Genomic DNA, 20,993 nt, shown 5'->3' with positions numbered 1-20,993 from the left:
AAAAGAATAATCCGCACTTTCCCGAAAAACTGCTTTTCGCCGCCAATCAAGGCGCAAATTTGGCAAAATCATGAAACCCTTAAGAAAATTAACTATAATATTGAAACTTTTATGCAAATTTTCCTTCGAATGAGGGATGACACAGAACCAGTCGCTCCCCTAAAACAGGATGAGAATAAACGAGTAATGATTTTCGGGGGTACGCCCGACAGTTCTAATATCGGAGTACTGGTTGATGAAACAGTTGATTAAAATTATTGCAATCACATTTGCGCTTTTGACGCCAATGGCAGCTCACGCCGCTACGCTTTCGTTAGTTGGCGGACAGTCAGGCGTTACTTTGCCGTCGAATTTCAGCGGCGCATCACATTTGCAACTGACAGGTTTGCAAGCCAATGTAGATCAGGTCACTGTGTTTGACAGCACAAACACAAATGAAGGACTGGCTTTGTCGGGCCCTGCAACTGTCCGGTTTGATTACTTGGGAAAAGAAGCCGGATATATCAACAAGGCGATCGAACTGGCTGGATTTGGCATTCTGTTCAGCACAGATTCTGACCTGCCCGGCACAAACAGTGTCACGGTTTCCCTGACCCCGAATGCAAACGGTTTGTTACCTTTCAAATTCACCACCTCCGGAGGCGGCGGACAGGAAGCTGAAAACGGCAACATTGACAACCCACTTGCGATTGCCTTTTCAGCCCTTTCAAATGATGGACGGTCGATCATTGCCTTATTTGGTGACGGTGCAGGCGATCATGACTTTGATGACATGGCAATTCGCATTTCGGTTGTCCCTCTCCCCCCTGCCGTACTGCTCTTTGGTGGAGCCCTGCTCGGCCTGGGCTGGCTCGGACGGCGGAAGAACCAAGTTTGATAGAATGACAAAAGGGAGCCATTGAGCTCCCTTTTATTTCGAGTTTATTTAAACTCTGGCTCTTCCCACCACGGATAATAGGACGGCATATCTTGTGAAGGTTTCATAGAAAACTTCGCCGGTCTTTTTTCCAGAAAAGAAGTTACCCCTTCTGCGACGTCCGGACTTTGTCCCATAAAAAAGATACCTCGGCTATCCACCTTATGCGCCTCCATTGGATGATCAGCCCCCAGCATGCGCCACATCATCTGACGGCTTAAGGCAATCGATACGGCTGACGTTTGCTCAACAAATCCCATGGCAATCTCTTTTGCTGTGGCCAGCAAACTTTCCGTCGGATGAAGCGACTTGACCAATTTGGCCTCCAAGGCTTCCTGAGCAGGAAAAACCCGTCCTGAATAGACCCAGTCCAGCGCTTGTGATATCCCGACCAGCCTTGGAAGGAACCAGCTACTGCACGCTTCCGGAACAATCCCGCGGCGAGAAAAAACAAAGCCGAAGCGGGCTTCTTCAGAAGCGATACGAATATCCATCGGCAGGGTCATAGTGGCCCCGATACCAACAGCGGCCCCATTGATCGCCCCGATAATCGGCTTTTTGCACTGGAACATCCGCAAAGTCACTTGCCCCCCACCATCTCGGCGAATTTCAGTCCCATCGGAAAGCCCTCTTGCCTTGTAATCGAACGTTTCTTTACCCGCGGACAAATCAGCCCCTGCACAAAAGGCCCGTCCTGCACCGGTGACGATAACAGCCCGCACCTCATCATCTGCGTCGGCCCGATCAAAAGCATCGATCAGTTCATCGCGCATAACATGTGTGAAGGCGTTCATTTTGTCCGGGCGGTTCAAAGTAATGATCAGAAGAGGACCTTCCGTTTCATAAGTAATCTGTTCGTAAGACATGCATTCTTCCTTATTATTATGTCCAAAAGTATTTGGATGTTTTTTATAGCAGTCTCACTTTGCCGGAACTCATGCTATCCCGCAAGATCGCGAACAAAAAAAACGGCGACTGAAAAGCCGCCGTTTTTCTGAATTTCTTAATCCGTCAGGCAGCAGCCTTCCGACGTTTACGCCACCCCAGGAAGCCCATAAGAGCCACACCAGCGCCGTATAAAGGAAGCGCTGCAGGAAGCGGAACTGCGGACACAGTCACAACGCGGATCCAGTCACCTGGCTGAGTTACCAGCATATCAACTGTTAGCAAATTCCCGAGCATAAAATAATTGTCAGCACCTTCCATACCCCGATTCCCAAAAGCTCCAGGATAGGTTGTACTCGTCGCGCCCAGCAGTGCATTCGAGGCTGCTTCTTTTAAGCCGCCAGCATCCGACATCACGCCCAAGATCTGACCGTCAAATTCCCAAGTCACACCGAGACTTCTCAACGTTCCTGATGTTTGATCAGATTTATTAAGAAAGATCATATGACTATCAACGCGATTGCCCGCAGCAACGCTGCCACCATCAACATCCAACGCAGAGGTCAACAGAACACCGCGTTGTTCGGTAAATCCCTGTTGTGCTAGATTAGAAACAGTTGAGTTCGCGACCTGAACGGGATTATTAGGATCCAGAATTTCGGCAAACGCACCGGTGGCGATATTGTCTAAAGTTGATTGAGAATTTGAAACCCCAACCAGCAACGCATGCGCTGGAGCAACAGACACCAAGGCCAGAACGAGTCCTGACGCCGCTGCAGTGAGTATCTTATTTAATTTTTTCATTTGGCCCTCTTTCGCTGTAAGCACCCAGTACCCTCTGGTAAGCCTGTATTAAACAAACCCCATGCAACATCCTCAACACCGGAGAATGCGCATTTATTAACAAAACATTAATACAATACTATTGAGAGCCCGATTGCTGTCAAACTGTAAATAAGATTTTAGTGGTATTCCCCACACTGCCCCCCAGATTGGGTATAAATTTCAAAATTAATGTAAATTAATTAACCATAAGCGTAGTTTCCTCAACCTAGATCAATTTCTCCATGTGTCCCTGAAGAATCAGCGCCGCCGCAAGAGACACGACACTGAACAGTAATGTCGATCACATTTCTTTAAATTTACCTTGAACAGGTATATCGTAGCTGCAAACCTGCGCGACACGCTGACGAACCTTTTAACGGAGAATTGCACTTGACCAGGCCGCTTTCCGATATCACTGGATATCACGCCCATATTTACTATACCGCGGACTCCCGTCCGCATGCTGAGCAAATACGCGAAGACATGAAACGACAATTTTCAGTCATCCTTGGGCGCTGGCATGATCATCCCGTCGGTCCACATCCCAGCGCGATGTTTCAAGTAATTATAAGTACGGAAGAATTTGGACAGGTCGTTCCTTGGTTAAACCTAAATCGCGGCCCGCTCGATATCCTTGTCCATCCCGAGACCGGTAATGATCTGGAAGACCATACCACCCTTGCAATCTGGCTAGGGAAACCAAAAAATCTGGATTATCGCAAATTATAGATTTTACTACTCAGCACCAAGTTGATCGCGCTATAATCCAAAGATGTTTAAAAACCGAAGATCCCCTTATCGCATGCTTGCCGTCGGCCTTCTGCTAACTGGCTCTTTACTGTCAGATTTTGCAATTGCGCAGCAATCGACCAACCAGTCGGCGCCGCCAAAACGGGATGAATTTGCAATCCCCGTTATTGCCAAACAGTTACAGGCTGTCATTGCCGCCCTGACCAACAAACGGTTTGAAAATGCGGAAGCCGGACTAAACAATCTGACAGAAAAATACCCGTGGCATATGGAAAGCCATTATCTGAAAGCTTCCCTATTGGCTATTCAGGGACGGTTGGATGAAGCCTTCACGGCCCTGGATACCGCGGTTTTAATGGGGTTCGACAACAAACAAGCGCTCTATAAAGACCCGAACCTTACCAATCTTCGAAAAGATGACCGGTTTCAGAAAATTGTTGAAAAGCTGCTTGCACAGACTTCTGTGCAACGGCCCGCGGTAAAAGCATCAAAAATCGAAAACGGCCTGGCGAAGGTTACATCTGAGAATACAAGATGGGAAAGACGGATCGGGATGTTGCGATCGTCCTTTCAGTTCAATAGCCGAAAAGTAGCTCCGGCCACTGTCCAGAACAATAAATCAGACGTCGCGGCCCAGCTAAATCAGCTATTCAGATCCGGACGCGGCGCAGGCAACGCTGGCGATATTTACGACAACCGTGACCGCAGACATTCATACCTGAACGCTAAAGAATTTCCACAGCTTGCTTTGACCGCCTACGATCAAGCAGCTCAACAGAACAACATTGATTTTGGATTAAACGCATCGATCCTGTTCAATGCACCGACCTTTGGGAATTCGTCTACCGCCTTGAATAGTGGACCCTACTGGAGAAGCCTTGCGCGATTAGCCTACACCACGGGTGGTGACCCTGCGCGCTTATTCTTGCAATATATAAACAACCACCTTTACGTCTATCCGGCCGTCGGTGACTTCAAAAAGAAGAACGGCGACCTGTATCCGGCGAACAGCCCTTACCTGATAATTTCCAAAGGAAAGTCTGGCTCTGACCAGCCCCACCTGCGTGCGATCGCGGCCATTCTGGCGGCGTTAAAACCAGATGTAAAAGACGCTCTTATCAAAGACAGGCGGCTTATGCCAACGGTCCAGATGGTTTTTCGGCAAGGGTTGAAAACAGTGCAATCAGAAGCGGACTACCTAAGCCACCGAGCCCATCCCGTTGTATTTGATGGGGATCTACTGGATCCCCTGAAAATGGTTCAGTTAGCGAATGACCTGACTTATGACGACATCCCGCCCCTTGTCGTGCTTTCTGTAAAAGAGGAAACAGAACCCAGAAAAGGCTGGGATGAGTTTATGCGACAACTTCCTGAAAAACTGTTTGATACGCCAGCCAGCATTTCACGGATCGTCAGAACAACGGCATTCGAGAAAAAAATAACTGTTGATGCTGCCAGCACCCGGGTTCCAGAGGGACAATCGGTAAGTTACAAATGGGTCATTTTGCAGGGCGACCCTGATAAAATCAAAATCACACCTACAAACTCATCCGCGAGCCAGGCTGAAATAACCGTAAAATGGCACGAGCCATTTCGATCCCCCATCCAGAGTGACCTCAGAAGCAGTCGTGTGGAAATTGGTGTATTTGCCAACAACGGCACCCACATGTCGGCCCCATCTTTCATCAATCTTTTTTACCCGGTCATCCAGAAACGACACTATGATCCGAACGGAAAATTATTGGCGATCGATCACAGAAACGATCAAAAAACCTATTTAGACCCCCGGATTTTCCCAAAAAGGGACTGGCGGGACGACTATCATTATGATGATCAGGGGCGACTGACGGGATGGACACGGAGACGCAAAAGCGGCACGTCAGAATTCTCACGTCATGGGGCATTGATTGCAGAAAAGGATAATCTCGGCCGACCTATATCAGCCTGGGCTGTCGGCTATCTGTATGAAAGAGACAATAGAGGCCGGATGATTTCTAAAGAGAAACAACTGAACGCCAAAATCAAATATCAGTATCTGAATGATAAAGACAAGCTGGGCATTATCATTCAGTGATCACAAACAATGTTTAGTTATTGTCTTTAGACTGGTAGGCCATGTTGCAATGCTTCAGGCAATAGGGCTTGCTTGGCACAGACTCATCTCCGCAAAAATGAAAGTCCGCCTCTCCTGGATGTCCGATCGGCCATTGGCAGGCACGATGTGCCGGAACAACTTTTTTCTTTGGCTTTGGTGCCGCAGCCGGAGTGGCTTTTGCAGAAAGACCAAGACGGTTTGCCTTACCAATCACAGCATTGCGGGTAACATCACCTAATTCTTCAGCAATCTCAGCAGCCGTTTTGCCTGATCCCCAAAGTTTTCTCAGTTTTTCAATGCGTTCTTCAGTCCAGCTCATATCCAGTCTCTTTCAGCGTCAACGCCCTGCGACTCATCTTTAATAAATTTTAAGCGGCATGTCTGCCGCCCGCTCCTGATATATCGCTGTAAATTCAAAGAGTCTACCGATATCAGGTTTCTCGGGCTCAATTACATCAAATCGCGCTTTTGACGCTTCATTCTAACCGCTACCGAAGAAAAATATATCAAAAATGCCATTGCCACAAAAACCTCTTGGGCTTCACTCACATTCAGATCAAATGGATTTGGAATATTTTCAGAACCGATCAGGCGATCCGGAAGCTTGATTGTTCCAATAATGATCGACACTGGCACACAAACCCAAGTCGGCCAGAAGTAAGCTTGCCAAGTCCCGGCTTTCGGAAAACCATCTTTTATTCGCCAGTATACGGGCATTATGATCCCGCCAATGATGGCCGCTATTTCAATAAGGGTCCGGGGTTTTTGATCCAACCAAGAAGACATGTTATGCAGGTTGGTTTCTTCCTGATCGTTTAGTTTCCTGAAATCGTCCGGTGTCTCCCAGCCGAGCCAATGCTGACCCCAGCTTGCCTCTTCCCCTGCAAAGTAAAGGCACCCAAGGACCAAAAGGCCATACCAGGCTGTCAGATAGGACGACCGCAGGACCTTGTGATTTTTTAAAATACTGATCCCTATAAACAGCGCAATGGCGAGAATGACAACCGTCAGGTTTTCCATCAACCCATATTCACCTTCCATATACATGGCGGAAAATTCAGGGGAAACAAACCGGGCGGCAAATTGAATGGCAAGAAGGAAAACGACAAGCCATAACCAAAGCCACTGAGGCAACTCATGATTTACAGTGTGCGTACTCATATTATCCAAACAAAGTCATTAGAAAACAAAACATGTTTTATACAGTAATTCACTTGTGTCCAGTTTCGACAGCGTTAAACTGCCTTTCATCACAGATTTACCCTAAATAAAAAGCATTCCAGACACACTGGAACAAAACAACAGGAAATTTTCAATGGGAAGAGTGAACAATAAAATTGCTTTGGTAACAGGTGCCGGAAGCGGGTTGGGCCGCGCGATTTCTATTATGCTGGCGAAGGAAGGCGCAAAAGTAGCCGTTACCGATATTAATGAAGAAAGCGCCCGAGAAACCGCCTCCTTGATCGGTGAGGCAGCTCTTGCTCTTCAACATGATGTAACTGATGAACAAAGATGGCAGGATGTTTTGCAACAGACTGTCGACCATTTTGGCGGGCTGAACATTCTTGTCAACAATGCGGGCATTGGGGATGGTTCTGATGTGGAAAGCACAGATTTCGCCACTTGGAAACGGGTTCACGAAATCGACCTTGATTCCGTGTTTTTAGGATGTAAATACGCCATTGCCCATATGGAAAAGACAGACGGCCTCGGATCGATTGTAAATATCTCCAGTATTGCTGGTATTATTGCAGGCCATAATATGGCCGCCTATAATTCCGCCAAGTCGGGTGTCCGGCATCTAAGTAAATCTGTCGCATTGCACTGCGCCAAAAAGAAAAACGGCATTCGCTGTAATTCTGTTCATCCGACATTTGTCAGAACGCCAATTCTGGATTCCATGTTTGCCCGCCATGGTGCAGAAGATGGTATCGCCAAGCTGTCCCGTCAGGTTCCAATTGGACATATAGGCGAACCGGATGATATTGCTTACGGTGTCTTATATCTAGCATCAGATGAATCCCGTTTTATGACCGGAGCGGAACTGGTCCTTGATGGCGGCATCAGTGCGATGTAATTTTCAGTTTATTGTTTTGTATTGAGTCACGGATGTCCTCCAATAAAATCCTATTAATTCTTCACCAAGCCCGCTCTGACCCCGGTCGGGTGGGCGAAGCACTTCGAACCCTCGGATATGAACTGGATATGCGTATCCCGGCCATTGGCCATACGTTACCTGACGATGTTTCAGAACATAAGGCCACTGTTGTCTTTGGCGGTCCGATGAGTGCAAATGATGACCATGAGGACTATATTCTTCAGGAAACACGGTATGTTGACCGAGTGCTGAATGCCGAGAAACCCTACTTCGGGATATGCCTGGGGGCTCAGATAATGGCCCGCAGTCTTGGCGCGGCCGTGGACCGGCACCCGGACGGTTATATGGAAATTGGCTACCATCCAGTGCACCCCACGCAGGAAGGCCACCCGCTCTTTCCCAGCCCCATGAAAGCGTTCCAATGGCATAAAGAGGGGTTCGACCTGCCGAAGGCGTGCGAACTGTTAGCGACCAGCCCGGAATTTGCCAATCAGGCTTTTCAATATGGAACAAACGCGTTTGGTATTCAGTTCCACCCGGAAGTAACGGAAGCCATGAACCGTCGCTGGCTGGACAAGGCAAGTCACATGCTGGTGGAACCCGGGGCACAATCCGCAGAAGAGCAACTGGCAGACCGCGCCGAACATGATGACACATTAAGAGTATGGCTGGATAATTTTCTAAACCAGTGGATCGGACCTGCTTCCTAAGAGACAGGCCCGTCCAGCATCAAATAACCCGCTTTTCTTTCAAGGCGGTAATTTCGTCTTTTGAATAACCCAGACTCTCCATCAATTCGTCCGTGTGTTCACCCAGTGTAGGTGGACGTTTCTTGATGGACGTATCTGACTTGGACATTTTAACCGGGAAATCTGCAACCGGGATCGGCTTATCTGCGTTGGGATAGTTAATCTCTTTCAACAATCCCATCGCTTTCAAATGCGGATCTTCCAACACCTGTTGCGGGGACAGAACCGGACCACAAGGAAGTCGCACGGCAGCCATCTGCTCCAACGCTTCTTCGGTCGTGCGCTCAATACACCATTTTGCCATTCGTTCCGACAGGATTTCATTATTATCGCCCCGGCCCTGATCCGTCTCAAAACGTGGATCTTCCAACCAGTGATCTTCGCCCATCAACTTCACCCAGCGCTCGAAAAGTGGCCGGCCAATGGACTGTACCAAAACCCAGCCATCTTTTGTTTGAAATGTATCAGCCGGCCCCGCACCCTGAGCCCTATTTGAGGTTCCAACGCGATTGAGATCCAGCATGGCCTGTTCCATCAGGGTCACCCCGGAAATCAAAATGGACGATCCAAACAAGGAAGTCCCAACAACCTGTCCCTCACCGGTCGCATTCCGATGCATCAATGCTGCGAGCGTGCCAATACAACTGATCATCGCGGTAGAAAAATCGACCCACGGACCATACAGTTTGCGTGGCTCATGACCGTCACCGGACATATACATCGCGCCCGACATCGCCTGCCCGATCCCATCAAAACCTACTTTATTTGCGTATGGCCCAACATCTCCAAAAGCAGAGGGATGGGTCAGAATGATGTCTTCTTTAATCGCTTTCAGGCTTTCATAATCCAGCCCCATGGTTTCCAGAGTATCAACCGGGAGATTGGCAACCACCACATCCGCGGTTTTAACCAGCCTCTCCACAATTTCGCGCCCTTCGGGTTTCATTGGGTTAAGCGTCATTCCCATTTTGTCATGGGCTATTTGAAATAAGAGACCGCCTTCCCCGGATTCGGTAAGGGGTGTCATATATCGATCTTCACTTCCCGCCAGCTTTTCGATACGAATGACCTCTGCCCCTAACTGGCCCATGATTGTTGCACAGTAAGGGCCAGCAATATAGCGACCAAAGTCTAATACTCGAATGCCTGATAATACGCCTGACATTACTTTTCTCCTGATTGTTATTTCTTATTTTTTCAGGGTTTTCCCGTGTTGGATAAGAGTGCCCTATTCAAGCAGCACTTGGCAAGCTTCTAAACCAACGGGACTTAAAACACAAAAAAGCCCCGCCTACCTGTGCGGGACTCTTCCGTAAAACCGTATGGCGTAAGAAGTCTCCTGCTTAAAGGAGCTCAACACCCTCGGCAAGTGGACCTTTTTCACCGTCCTTGACGTTTAATCGAACCTGCTGGCCAGCCTCCAACATACCGAGCCCCGATTTTTCAAGTGCCTTCATATGCACAAAAATATCTCGGCTGGCATCCATTGGGGTCACAAAACCAAATCCTTTCTCTGTGTTAAAGAATTTGACAATACCCTCTATCAGTTCGGAGTCACTATCCGTCCGGTCCAGAACTGGTGCTGGTCCAAGGTCCACAATTTTTTGAACCTGTTGCCCCCGTACCCCCGCAGCAAGATCGCAAATGATTGGCGCCCCTTCCGGTAACCCCTGCAATCCGTTATGCTGTAAAACGGATATATGAACAAATGCGTCGCCCGAGCCATCCAGCGGCTCTACAAAGCCAAAGCCCTTCGCCGTATTGAACCACTTTACCTTGCATTCGATACTATCACGTATTTCTACACTCGATTGTACTGTACTATTCTCTTGCATCGCACCCAGTCCCCGACTACCGATCAACACTTTACCATCCTACACGCACTCATTTTTCATCTGTTTTCAAAATATGCCAGCAGAAAATGAAAGAACGCTTCATTATTTTGTTGTCACATTTTTGTGAAACCATCAGAAAAACCCCCACTTTTCTAACCTAAACACAGTATTGAAAAAACACCAAACATTTCAATGTTCTTCATATACGAATAAACAGACACCCCAACATTTTTATGACAACGGGCAAAAAACAAGGCTGCAAAAGACTTTGCGGCCTTGCTCAGAATGTCAGCTGCCTCTCGAAAAATGATTCAAAAACACGCGTAAGTAGGCTAAAAATCGTCTACCATAAAAGAACTGAACCAATTCTTTTTTTGCGAAACTGACAGGATCGATAGAAAGAAAAGTAACAATTAAGTCACAGTTTGCTCGGTTTACGAGTATGTACCGCGCACAGGATACCCTTTTTCCTGAATGAAAGTGATGCCCCTTAAGATCGAACTCAGGTCCGGGCGGGAAAAAGGGGCATTTGAAATGTCGAGAATTTGAATAGTGCCGTCCGGTCTGATTACAAACAATCCTGGCTCGGGAAATGGCTGATCAGTTTCTTCCGGAGAGCGCGGGTTGGAAATATACAGGCCCAGGGACTTCATTTGCTCAATACTAAGATCATAGGCCAGTGGAAGTGTAAGATTACCCAGTTTAACCTGCTCTTTGGCTTTTTCAAGACCATCCCCCGAAACGGCGACAACATCTGTATTTACGGCATCAAAATCCGACAATAGTGACTCCAGACTGTCCAAATATTTTACACAGAGAGGACAATGACGTCCCCGATAGACGACAACCAGGGTCCAGCGATCTTTATCATTTGGGGCACCAACTGACATCTGTTCACCATTTACCGATGGCACTGTAATGACAGGAAAGGGGCTTCCTGCGGCAAGTTTATGTGAGGACATTTTTTCTCCTGTAACGATACGGATTGTTTAATTTGAATGATCGTTCCAATATAATGATCGTTGCAAACGAAGATTTCAAGATAATCCGGTACGCTTCACGGACATGTGCAGGCAGGCTGTTCCTAAAAATAAGTGGGTTCTCTGTCATTTTTCCGGTAAGAACAGAATAAATCGTCTGCTTGATATATTAAGGGTAATCATGAAACGTAATCTGTTTGTCACGTCCAACCGTTTGGGCGACGCTGTTCTGACGACAGGAATATTGCATCACCTGATCAAGCAGGAACCTGACATACCGGTAACGGTGATTTGCGGAACAATTCCAGCCGATATTTTCGCAGCCATCCCACAGGTTGAACGCGTTATAACGTTGCGAAAAGAAAAATATAACCGTCACTGGATCAAGGCCGCCATTAAGGCAGGCCCACATTTTTGGAACCGCATCGTCGACTATAGAGGCAGCATCTTCAGCATCATGCCCGCTCGCCATCGGCATATCTGGACTGGCGGAGACGACACGGTGCATAAAACGGTTGCGAATGCCCGTCTTATTGGCGTCGACCATGCTATCCCTCCGTTGATTATTCCATCGGCGGCAGACCTTGCCAAAACGGCCCTCCTGCTGAAATTAGAGACAGACAAACGACCAGTTCTAGCGCTGGCGCCAACAGCAAATTTCGATCAAAAGCAATGGCATCACGAGAATTTCCTGAATCTGGCGAAAACACTAACCGGCGAAAAAGGTATTTTAAACGGGGCTCGCATTGCCATTCTGGGGGCACCTGGGGAAGAAAAACAGGCGATGCCTGTTGTTGAAGGCCTGCCATCCGACCAGATAATAAACCTCGTTGGAAAGACAACGCCGCTGGAGGCTGCCTGCTATCTGTCTCACGCCAGTCTGTTTGTTGGAAACGATTCCGGTTTGATGCACAGCGCTGTTGCAGTCGGCGTTCCAACAGTCGGGCTTTTTGGAATCGGCAAACCCGTTGTGTATGGCCCCTCTGGAAAACACACGCTTCTTATTAAAGGGATTCCGGAAGGACAGCCTATTCACCTCCCCCCTTGTGGAGATAACGACGTTCTTCCTCTCTCTCGGGTCAGCCGTGAAATCGAAGCGTTTTTTAACAGCCTTGGTCAGTAACAACCCTCGTCAGGAGACAGAGGCAATCGAACTATCGGATTCGAATTGCTTGTTGTAAAGATCTGCATAGACACCACTGATTTCCAGAAGTTCAGCATGCGTACCGGATTCGGCGACCCGTCCCTCGACAATCACATAAATACGATCAGCATCCAGAATAGTCGACAACCGGTGCGCAATAACAAGGGACGTGCGCCCTTCCATCAATCGGGTCAAGGCAGACTGTATCTTTCGCTCTGACTCTGTATCCAGTGCCGAAGTTGCTTCGTCCAGAAGCAGGATAGGCGCATCTTTCAGCATGGCCCTGGCAATGGCAATTCTTTGCTTCTGCCCGCCTGATAGCCGGACACCATCGGCGCCAACCTTCGTGTCATATCCTTCTGGCAACGCCATAATAAAGTCATGCGCAGCCGCATCCTTTGCTGCAGCAACAATATCTTCTTCTGAGGCATCAACACCGCCATAGGCGATATTTGCCCGGACCGTATCATCGAACAGGAAAATATCCTGACTGACCAACGCAATTTTATCGCGTAGTGACCGGAAAGTAACATCCCGTGTATCCTGACCGTCAATCAGAATGCGCCCTTCGGCAACATCATAAAAGCGCGGAATGAGGTTCATAATCGTCGACTTTCCACCGCCAGACGGCCCAACCAACGCGATCCGTTTACCTGCCTCAAGTGTCAAGGAAAGATCCCGCAAAATTGCTTCTTCTCCGCCATATGAAAAAGTCACGTGATCAAACTGCACCTCGCCTTTTTCAAGGACAAGTGGTTTGGCGTCTTCTTTTTCAGTGACTTCATGCACCACGTCCATCATGTGAAACACGCGCTCTGCTGCGGCAACACCATTTTGCATCTGGGGCGTAATTTTCGCCACGCTCTTAATAGGCTGATACGCGAGCATCACTGCGGTAATAAAGGCAAAGAAGGTACCAGGAGTTGTTTCGCCGGCGGTTACACTACTCGCGCCATAATAAATGACGGCAGCAATAATACCGCCGGAAACACTTTCCACAATGGGGTTCGCAGTTGCCTGAACCTGCATGGCCTTCAAATCATACTTGAAACGCCGCTCAATAACCTCGTCTCCATGTTTTTGGGTCTGGGCTTCCTGGCTATAGGCCTTAACAACGCGAATACCCTGGAAGACTTCCTCCAGAAAGGAACTGAAATGCCCGGTCTGTTCAAGATTATTCTTAATCGCCTTTCGGGATCGCCGGCCCAGTTGTTTAATCGCAAGGGCTGAGGGCGGTAGAACAACAACAATGAAAAACGCCATTTTCCAGTCATAATAGAAAAGCGATCCCACCAGAAAAATGGCGGTCAGACTGTCTTTTGTCAGAACAATCAAGGTTTGTGTCGTCCCGGTTCGAAGCAGCGTTGTGTCGAACACAAAGCGGGAAATCAGTTGCCCTGTTGGATTGGCATGAAACCACGCCAGATCAGCGTTCACGACCTTGCTGAAAAGATCTGATTGAATATCCGCAACAACCTTACTGCCCACCCAATTCATCAATACGGTTTGCCAGAAAGCCGCAAAACCGCGCGCCGCAAAAACGGCAACAATCGACAGGGTCGTATATAAAACCGTATTTTCATCTTTTTCCAGAAAGACACGGTCGACAATTGGTTTCATCAGGAAGGCGGTCGCCGCCGTCGTTGCTGCGCCCAAAATCATAAAGAAAATGGCGGCGATAACCTTAAATTTGTAGCGGGACACATAATCCCGCAGCAAACGGCCATACAACATTCTTGCCGACTGTCGATCAGGTTGAGCTGCCATTTCCTGTTTCGACTTCGCTTGATCAATCAATTTTTAACTCCGACGGGGAGGGAACTTCCAACATATTTGAGCCTAGGCTTACCATTCACCAGCCACCCTGAACAGATGTTTTACGTAATACACCCTTTGACTTTTACAACGGTGTACCCGGAACGCCACTGATTACCGCGCCTCATAACAATAAGAATTATTCGCAATTCTTATTGCAAATGATTTTTAAAAGCGATATCACCTTTCACAACTTCCATGAAGACGCGTCTTGGAGCTAACAACTCCCGCTCTCTCCCAAAAAAAAGAAAGCTATATGGCAATGAAAAAACTGGCCCTTCCGCTGCTTCCGGCACTTTGTTTTTCCCTGAACGTTTCCGCCGAAGAGGCGCCTTCTTATCCGACGATATCCGGCGAGTTGTCTCTTGAGCTGCAAAATGACTGGACCTACGATTCTGATGACAAGGCTTCAGAAATCAATGATCTTTACCCAACAGTTGTTTTGTCAACAAAGGTTGGGTTCACCCAAACTCTCTCCATTAATCTGGAAGCAACTGTAGAGCCCGTTCAAGATGCAACGGATGACCGAGCATTTGAAGATATTGGTGGCTATGTCAACATTCTGACTGTGAATTACGATACGGACTTATTTTCACTATATGCCGGTAAATTTACCCCGAATTTCGGGATTGCATGGGACGCGGCACCCGGTCTTTACGGCGCAGATCTAAGTGAGGATTACGAACTTGCCGAAATGATCGGTCTTGGCGGCGCGCTTAATTTTTCTGCGGCTGGCAACCATACCGCTTCTGTCAGCAGTTTCTTTAAAGATACCAGTTTCTTCAGTGATTCTGTTGGTGACAGCCGGGGCCCCCTCGACAAAAAAGACGGCGGGGCGGGCAATACTGAAAAACTGAACTCTTTCGCGATTGCACTGGATGGCAATTTTACGGCTGTAGACGGCTTGCGGTATCATCTGGGTTTCTCCTCTTTGGCTGAAGGAGACGACGGTACGGATCGGCAAAATGGGTTTGCCGCTGGCGCAGACTATCAATTCAACGTAACAGACACGATTTCTGCAACACCGCTTATTGAATATGTGTATCTGGATAACAATGGCGGAATTGATGGGGATACGGCCCATTACCTGTCTGCCGGGGTGGGCTTTGAGTATGGTGCATGGAATGCCTCTGCCATGTATCAACGGCGGGACACAGAAACAGGCGGTACAGACGCAGACGATTATGTTGCTGATCTTTCCGTTGGCTATACTTTCGAAAACGGAATCGGAATTGCCGGTGGCTGGCGGTTTGCTGAAGAAGGAAGCATCGACAACCAGGGCCTTGGGCTTCTGGTTTCCTATGCCATCGAATTTTAAAGGTTCAGACGAACAAACCAGCTGTGGCTTCTATTTTCCCTGGCGGGTTCATAGGACAAGCAGACCCAAGGGTGGCAGGAATGCCACCCTTTTTATTTTGCCCAACGCCCCCGGTTATGCAACATTGCCTACTTCAGTGGGATAACAGGATACATGTTCGGATTTTCAGATAAAAAAAAGATCAGAGTTGCACTGGAACCGTCACAGCGCGTGATCGCAATCGGCGATATACATGGGCAAATCGACCGGCTGACAACCCTGATGGAACAGGTCGACAGTTACCGTGAAGACAATCCTGTTGAAGATGAAGCCATGGTTTTTCTTGGGGATTTCGCGGATCGCGGGCCACTTTCAGCTGAGGTTATCAACTATTTATCGGATCGGCGCAAACAATCCAAGAAACAGAACCACCGAGAGGTTTTTCTGAAAGGCAATCACGAACAGTTAATGATCGAAACATTGTCTGGCGATCTTACAAGAGCCGAGCTTTGGTGGAAAAATGGCGGGAAAGAAACTGCGTATAGCTACGCGCGGTTTTGTGGGTTTTCCCTTGAAGGAAAAGACATTCACCAAAGCCTGACCTTGATGCGAGATCATTTTCCAAAAGCCCACGCCAAATTTTACAATAAACTCGACCTGCTTTACCGGAAAGGACCGCTGCTCTTTGTGCATGCGGGAATACGGATGGATAAATCCATTAAAGATCAGAATGAGGAGGATTTGATGTGGATCAGAGCCCCCTTCCTTGATTACAGCGGCCCGAAACGAAAATTCATGGTTGTCCATGGGCACACCATCATGTCCGGTTTCAAACCCGAAATAACCCCTCACAGAATCAGTATCGATACAGGGAGTTATCGCAAAAAAGGGAAAATAACGGCGGCTATTTTCGAAAATAATAAAGTCAGATTTCTGGAAAGTGGCACAACGACAAACTTCAAAAGCAGCCCTTTTGACTAACGGTGTTCATCCAGTTCCAATCCCTTTTCATACGACCGAACACGGATAAGCAATATAACGGCCAAACCAACCCCCAGCAGGGCGCAGCCTGTCATCAGCAAAAAGCTGTATTGGGGGTCCATTTCAAACAGGTAACCGGCGAGCATGGTCAATATGCCGAAGAAAACACCCATGGACAAACTGTCATACAAACCCTGCGCTGAAGCGGATATGGCGGGAGGGATCCTTTTCGTCATATAGGCAATCAATGACATATAGAGCAGGGCAAATGTCAAAGCATGCAAGAGCTGCGCAAAAACCAGAACCGGAAGATCCGTGGCGTAAGCCAAAAGCGTCCACCGCACAACACCCCCAAGCCCCGCAACAATTATCATAAGCATGGCCCCGAACCGCTTTATCAACCTTCCGGACACACTAAACATGAAAATTTCAGCGATCACGCCGACGATCCATAGAATAGTGATAACGGTATTGGAGTATCCAAGTGACTTCCAGTAGATCGCACTGAAACCATATAACGCAGCGTGCGTAGAGAGAAGGAGAGCAACGGTTACCACGAATAAAGGAAAATTCGGCAAGGATAAGGGCTTAAAAAAGGGCGCCTTACCCTGATCCGGCTTCGTATAGATCCTCGGCGTAAAATAGGCGGCAATCAGCAGAAGAACGGACGCCGCCAAAATAGAATAGTAGATGGCATCCAAGCCGCCCCAGTCAGCAAGCGCACCAACGCCTAAAGACACCGCCATAAAACTGACAGATCCCCAACGTCGAACGGTGCCAAATTCCAGGTCAAGCAACTGAACAAGGCGCATGGTCAACCCATCAGAGAGAGGGATCCCCGTAGACAGTGCCGCGCCAGCGATTCCCCAGATCACAAGGTAGGAAACCCAGCCGTTCATGTGAGGCAGGATCAACAATCCGATAAAAACAATCAGGGCAAGAGCAATCATGACCCGACGGCGATCCCCTGTCGTATCCGCAACCCACGACGTAACGGGTACGACAATCAATTTCAGCCAGTAGGAAAGGCCCAGAACTAACCCGACATTTTCCAGCGAAACCTGACCTTCAAGCCAGCGCGGCCAAAGCGGAATCGCGATCCCGTAAACAGCAAAAAACGCTGAGTAGTAACCCGTCAGGCGAAGCTCGGCAGACTTGGGGGAATAAGGGACTGACGTCATGAAAAATCCGAATTAGAAAGGAGTGAAAGAGTACTGAATTCCGGCAAGTGAGACCAGAAGATAGTTTTTTATTTACATTCCTTGGAATATATCTATATTCCCAGGAATACAAATAGGAGAATATGATGAATAGAAGACGTTTTCTAAAAACACTCGGCGGCACAGGTGTTGTTCTGGCAGCCAGCGCCGTTGGGCTCAGTCAGTGCGATCAAATGCCTTCTGAAGCCATAGAAAGCTGGCAGGGGCCGAACGAAACACTGGAGGATCGCGAATGGATGTTGTCCTATGCCCTCCTCGCACCCAACCCGCACAATATGCAATCCTGGATCGCAGATCTGCGGCAGAACAACATCATTACAATTTTTGCTGATGACAGTCGCCTGCTTCCCGACACTGACCCCTACTCCCGGCAGATCACAATTGGTCAGGGAACATTTCTTGAAATCTTGACCATCGCCGCCCGTCAAAGAGGATATCGGCCATTGGTGATCCTTTACCCGGATGGTAGCCCTGCAGAAGATGCATTGGAAATTGGTGCACGCGCCATTGCCCGGATCACATTGCAGAAAGACCCAACCATCAAGCGGGATCCATTGTTTGAACAATTGCTGAAACGGCGCTCCAACAAACAGCCATACCGGCAGGTCTCGCTTTCGGCAGATCATCACGGTCAAATGAAAGCATTTAATCTTTTACCCGGACAAAAGACGGGTTTTGCGATTACCGAAGACACGGTTCGCCCCTTACGCGATTTCGCCAAGAAAGCCATGATTACCGAGATGACAACGCCTCGTACACTTAAAGAAAGTGTTGTTAGAACCCGTATCGGCGCTGATGAAATCGCGAAACATCGGGATGGCATTGATTTAAACGGGCCGCTTTTCTGGTGGTTGAAGGCCTTTGGTCAGTTTTCAGAGGAAAAAGCAATGACGCCCGGTACCATCGCTCATCAGGGTGGCCTTGACTATGCGCTCGGCTGGGCCGACGGCACCCATGGCTTCGGCTGGCTCAGCACACAGGATAATTCACGGGAAGCACAGGTTAATGCAGGTCGGTCTTATGTCCGATTGAATTTGATGGCCACGAGCCTTGGCATCGCTATGCATCCGGTCAGTCAGATCCTGCAGGAATACCCGGAAATGACGGCCTTACAAACTGCCTTCAACCAACATTTAAACATTGGTGGTCAGGAAAGGATACAAATGTTCTTCCGAATTGGGTATCAAGAGAAACCCGCCCCTTCCCCAAGACGGAAACTGACTGATATAATGAGAGCATGACAACAAACAAAAAGAAAACAGGCTCTGCAAGTGCCCTCGATTTCCAAATCATCAACTGGATCGGGATCATCGAACAGTTGAGCAGTACTCAGGCCAAACGGCTCTTGGACGGGACGGACGTGCCAATGCCCCAGTTCATTCTGCTCAATCATTTCAGCCATCGCCCGGACGAAGGAAAGACCGTGTCTAATGTCGCCTGGGCGATGCAGCAGCCACAGCCGGGCATTACCAAAACCCTGGCCAAAATGGTCTCAAATGGATTTTTAAAAGAAGAACCGAACCCGGAGGATGGCAGATCCAAAATCCTCTTCCTGACAGAGCAGGGAAAACAATCCCATGCCATCGCCCAAAGTAGATTAATCCGCGGTATGAGCGGTGTTTTTGACGACTGGGAAGAAACCGACAAAAAGCAGCTATTTACTTATCTCGACCGATTAAAGATTTACTTTGACGATAATCGCTAACGAACGGGTTTAGACCCCGCGCCCGATTGCAGAAGAGACCGCAGGCGGCCCAGATAAAAAACGCCTCGCCGCTTTGAACGTTAGAACGGATAAAACAGGACGATTATGCCGTCACCGACTTCTTCGCCGTTCTGATATTAATCACAAAAACACCGGCAAGGGTCAGCGCGCCGCCCATGATAAATTTCCAGCTAATCGGTTCGTCATACAGGAAAACACCAAACCCCACACCGAAAACAGGTGCGAGAAGGCCATAGGGGGTTAGAACAGCGACCGGATATTTCTGCAGCAAATAATACCAACCGCCATGGGCGACAATCGTAGTAACCACCGCGGTAAAGATTAGCGCCGCAAAGGATCGCAATTCAAAGGTCGTAATGGCCTCATATTGACCTTGTTCAAAAATGAAAGACAATGCGAGCATTACGGGAAAGGAAATGAGGCCGATCCACGCCTGCATGGCCATAGTTCCGACCCCTTGAACCAATCGCATCAGGATTATCCCGCCCGCCATACAAAAGGCAGCCATGGCGACAAGAACAACACCATTGATCTGATCCAGAACGGCCGGATCAAAACCAAGAACCATTACCCCGCCAAACGCCATCAGCAGACCGACGATCCGGCGCCAACCTACTGTTTCCTTCAGAAAAATTACGGCCATTATCAGTGAAAAAGGCGCAACAAGCTGAATCGTAATGGCAACAGCCGACACCCCGCCCGCGACAAAAAGGCCAAAATACAAAAATGAAAAGTGAATGATGCCAACCAGAACGGCAATGGCGGCCACAGTCTTCATGCTGCCTTTTACCGGTTTCAGATAAAACGCCAGAAACACCGCGACCAACAAGAAACGCAGAGCCGTAAACAGAAGAGGCGAGTAATGGGCAATACCCTCTTTCGCGGCAACGAAGGCAAATCCCCAGATAACGTTGATGAGTAGCGCCAAACCAATATGGGGGAGCGTCATAACACAATACTTTCTTTCAACATGAAGAAACGCCTTGGCTTTATGGGAAACTCCCGATGGCGACGACGGCGCGAAAGATAGGTTGTCGCCGGTTCGATGTCAAAATATAATAACCTTCTTAATCACTGAGGCCCTTATCCCCTTTCATTCCAACAAAAGCGATGCCCCGTAATGACACGCCCCAAAAAAGACAAAACCGTTGAGATTGAACGCAAATTTCTGGTGGCTTCGGAAGGCTGGAAATCCGATATCGTGAAATCCGAAGAAATTATCCAGTATTATCTCACGGGGCTTGATCAAGTTCCGACTGTGCGGCTGCGTCAAAAAGGAAACACAGGATTTCTCACAATAAAATACCCGTCACGTTCTGCTGACATTATTGACCGGCAGGAGTTCGAATATGAAGTTCCGGTTGAGGATGTGCGGTCGCAACAGGAACAGGCTAAGGGCCACATTATCCACAAAGTGCGCCATACAGTTAAAGGCCCCGATGGTTTTATCTGGGAAGTTGACGAATTCAAGTCCCCCAACCCCTTTCTGACTCTCGCAGAAATCGAGCTTTCACATGTGGATGAGAATTTTTTAAAACCGGACTGGGCAGGAGAGGACGTGACTTCTTTGCCTGCTTACAGCAATATCCGTATGGCATTTGACAATGATCCTTCTATTAACAGATCGGCAGACGCATGACACAGCACTCTCCAACGTTGCGAGCTTTGATGGCGATA

Annotated in this window: 21 protein-coding genes; 11 read left to right on the top strand and 10 right to left on the bottom strand. The window is 48.3% G+C overall.

Features of this window, described 5'->3' with window-relative positions; genetic code table 11:
• The first annotated feature begins 235 nt into the window (after window positions 1–235).
• On the top strand, window positions 236–877 hold the full coding sequence (locus tag OIR97_RS03010) for a hypothetical protein (protein WP_169544225.1): 642 nt from the start codon (window positions 236–238) through the stop codon (window positions 875–877).
• 44 nt (window positions 878–921) lie between these two features.
• Here OIR97_RS03010 and OIR97_RS03005 read toward each other — a convergent pair whose 3' ends face one another.
• Together OIR97_RS03005 and OIR97_RS03000 are read right to left on the bottom strand one after the other, a co-directional pair.
• Window positions 922–1,782 carry a crotonase/enoyl-CoA hydratase family protein gene (locus OIR97_RS03005; RefSeq protein ID WP_169544224.1) on the bottom strand — a complete coding sequence of 287 codons (861 nt, stop codon included), beginning with the start codon at window positions 1,780–1,782 and terminating at the stop codon, window positions 922–924.
• Window positions 1,783–1,927: 145 nt separating this feature from the next.
• Window positions 1,928–2,605: a hypothetical protein gene (locus OIR97_RS03000; RefSeq protein WP_169544223.1), complete on the bottom strand. Its 678-nt coding sequence runs from the start codon at window positions 2,603–2,605 to the stop codon at window positions 1,928–1,930.
• A 411-nt stretch (window positions 2,606–3,016) separates the two neighbouring features.
• On the opposite strand from OIR97_RS03000, the gene OIR97_RS02995 reads away from it, so the two are divergent.
• Window positions 3,017–3,355 (top strand): DOPA 4,5-dioxygenase family protein, encoded by a 339-nt coding sequence (locus tag OIR97_RS02995; protein ID WP_267177784.1) that lies wholly within the window; start codon window positions 3,017–3,019, stop codon window positions 3,353–3,355.
• Window positions 3,356–3,428: 73 nt separating this feature from the next.
• Window positions 3,429–5,450, top strand: coding sequence for a tetratricopeptide repeat protein (locus tag OIR97_RS02990; RefSeq protein ID WP_169544222.1), 2,022 nt, complete (start codon window positions 3,429–3,431; stop codon window positions 5,448–5,450).
• Window positions 5,451–5,463: 13 nt separating this feature from the next.
• On the opposite strand, the gene OIR97_RS02985 is transcribed toward OIR97_RS02990, so the two are convergent.
• A complete protein-coding gene (locus OIR97_RS02985) occupies window positions 5,464–5,790 on the bottom strand; it encodes a GcrA family cell cycle regulator (protein ID WP_169544221.1) in 327 nt (108 codons plus the stop codon).
• A gap of 131 nt (window positions 5,791–5,921) precedes the next feature.
• Window positions 5,922–6,632 carry a hypothetical protein gene (locus OIR97_RS02980; RefSeq protein WP_169544220.1) on the bottom strand — a complete coding sequence of 237 codons (711 nt, stop codon included), beginning with the start codon at window positions 6,630–6,632 and terminating at the stop codon, window positions 5,922–5,924.
• A gap of 154 nt (window positions 6,633–6,786) precedes the next feature.
• Between OIR97_RS02980 and OIR97_RS02975 the strand changes: the two genes are divergently transcribed.
• Complete coding sequence (locus OIR97_RS02975; RefSeq protein ID WP_169544219.1) at window positions 6,787–7,548, top strand: SDR family oxidoreductase; 762 nt, start codon at window positions 6,787–6,789, stop codon at window positions 7,546–7,548.
• Between the two features lie 32 nt (window positions 7,549–7,580).
• Entirely contained in the window at window positions 7,581–8,279 is a 699-nt protein-coding gene (locus OIR97_RS02970) for a glutamine amidotransferase-related protein (protein WP_169544218.1), read from the top strand.
• Between the two features lie 19 nt (window positions 8,280–8,298).
• Here OIR97_RS02970 and OIR97_RS02965 read toward each other — a convergent pair whose 3' ends face one another.
• From OIR97_RS02965 to OIR97_RS02950, 3 genes are all read right to left on the bottom strand, one after another.
• A complete protein-coding gene (locus tag OIR97_RS02965; RefSeq protein WP_169544217.1) occupies window positions 8,299–9,483 on the bottom strand; it encodes a CaiB/BaiF CoA transferase family protein in 1,185 nt (394 codons plus the stop codon).
• A 178-nt stretch (window positions 9,484–9,661) separates the two neighbouring features.
• Window positions 9,662–10,183 carry a cold-shock protein gene (locus OIR97_RS18760; RefSeq protein WP_343052788.1) on the bottom strand — a complete coding sequence of 174 codons (522 nt, stop codon included), beginning with the start codon at window positions 10,181–10,183 and terminating at the stop codon, window positions 9,662–9,664.
• A 404-nt stretch (window positions 10,184–10,587) separates the two neighbouring features.
• A complete protein-coding gene (locus OIR97_RS02950) occupies window positions 10,588–11,115 on the bottom strand; it encodes a peroxiredoxin-like family protein (RefSeq protein WP_169544216.1) in 528 nt (175 codons plus the stop codon).
• Window positions 11,116–11,314: 199 nt separating this feature from the next.
• On the opposite strand from OIR97_RS02950, the gene OIR97_RS02945 reads away from it, so the two are divergent.
• Window positions 11,315–12,256 carry a glycosyltransferase family 9 protein gene (locus tag OIR97_RS02945; RefSeq protein ID WP_169544215.1) on the top strand — a complete coding sequence of 314 codons (942 nt, stop codon included), beginning with the start codon at window positions 11,315–11,317 and terminating at the stop codon, window positions 12,254–12,256.
• A gap of 9 nt (window positions 12,257–12,265) precedes the next feature.
• On the opposite strand, the gene OIR97_RS02940 is transcribed toward OIR97_RS02945, so the two are convergent.
• Window positions 12,266–14,074 (bottom strand): ABC transporter ATP-binding protein, encoded by a 1,809-nt coding sequence (locus OIR97_RS02940; RefSeq protein ID WP_219821646.1) that lies wholly within the window; start codon window positions 14,072–14,074, stop codon window positions 12,266–12,268.
• A gap of 274 nt (window positions 14,075–14,348) precedes the next feature.
• Between OIR97_RS02940 and OIR97_RS02935 the strand changes: the two genes are divergently transcribed.
• Together OIR97_RS02935 and OIR97_RS02930 are read left to right on the top strand one after the other, a co-directional pair.
• On the top strand, window positions 14,349–15,410 hold the full coding sequence (locus OIR97_RS02935; protein WP_169544214.1) for a hypothetical protein: 1,062 nt from the start codon (window positions 14,349–14,351) through the stop codon (window positions 15,408–15,410).
• 153 nt (window positions 15,411–15,563) lie between these two features.
• The gene (locus OIR97_RS02930; RefSeq protein WP_169544213.1) at window positions 15,564–16,370 is read left to right on the top strand and encodes a metallophosphoesterase family protein; all 807 of its coding nucleotides are present in this window, start codon (window positions 15,564–15,566) and stop codon (window positions 16,368–16,370) included.
• On the opposite strand, the gene OIR97_RS02925 is transcribed toward OIR97_RS02930, so the two are convergent.
• On the bottom strand, window positions 16,367–17,551 hold the full coding sequence (locus tag OIR97_RS02925) for an MFS transporter (RefSeq protein ID WP_169544212.1): 1,185 nt from the start codon (window positions 17,549–17,551) through the stop codon (window positions 16,367–16,369). The two genes, OIR97_RS02930 and OIR97_RS02925, sit on opposite strands and share 4 nt — an antisense overlap.
• Before the next feature lie 122 nt (window positions 17,552–17,673).
• Here OIR97_RS02925 and OIR97_RS02920 point away from each other — a divergent pair, with 122 nt between their 5' ends.
• Together OIR97_RS02920 and OIR97_RS02915 are read left to right on the top strand one after the other, a co-directional pair.
• Entirely contained in the window at window positions 17,674–18,831 is a 1,158-nt protein-coding gene (locus tag OIR97_RS02920) for an Acg family FMN-binding oxidoreductase (RefSeq protein ID WP_169544211.1), read from the top strand.
• Entirely contained in the window at window positions 18,828–19,295 is a 468-nt protein-coding gene (locus OIR97_RS02915) for a MarR family winged helix-turn-helix transcriptional regulator (protein WP_169544210.1), read from the top strand. The genes OIR97_RS02920 and OIR97_RS02915 overlap by 4 nt, the downstream gene beginning before the upstream one ends.
• A gap of 103 nt (window positions 19,296–19,398) precedes the next feature.
• Here OIR97_RS02915 and OIR97_RS02910 read toward each other — a convergent pair whose 3' ends face one another.
• Window positions 19,399–20,265, bottom strand: coding sequence for a DMT family transporter (locus tag OIR97_RS02910; RefSeq protein WP_169544209.1), 867 nt, complete (start codon window positions 20,263–20,265; stop codon window positions 19,399–19,401).
• A gap of 171 nt (window positions 20,266–20,436) precedes the next feature.
• On the opposite strand from OIR97_RS02910, the gene OIR97_RS02905 reads away from it, so the two are divergent.
• Window positions 20,437–20,955 carry a CYTH domain-containing protein gene (locus OIR97_RS02905; protein ID WP_169544208.1) on the top strand — a complete coding sequence of 173 codons (519 nt, stop codon included), beginning with the start codon at window positions 20,437–20,439 and terminating at the stop codon, window positions 20,953–20,955.
• The last annotated feature ends 38 nt before the right edge of the window (window positions 20,956–20,993 follow it).

This window comes from Sneathiella aquimaris, assembly GCF_026409565.1.
GTDB lineage: Bacteria > Pseudomonadota > Alphaproteobacteria > Sneathiellales > Sneathiellaceae > Sneathiella > Sneathiella aquimaris.
This window is presented reverse-complemented; position numbering and strand designations above follow the sequence as displayed.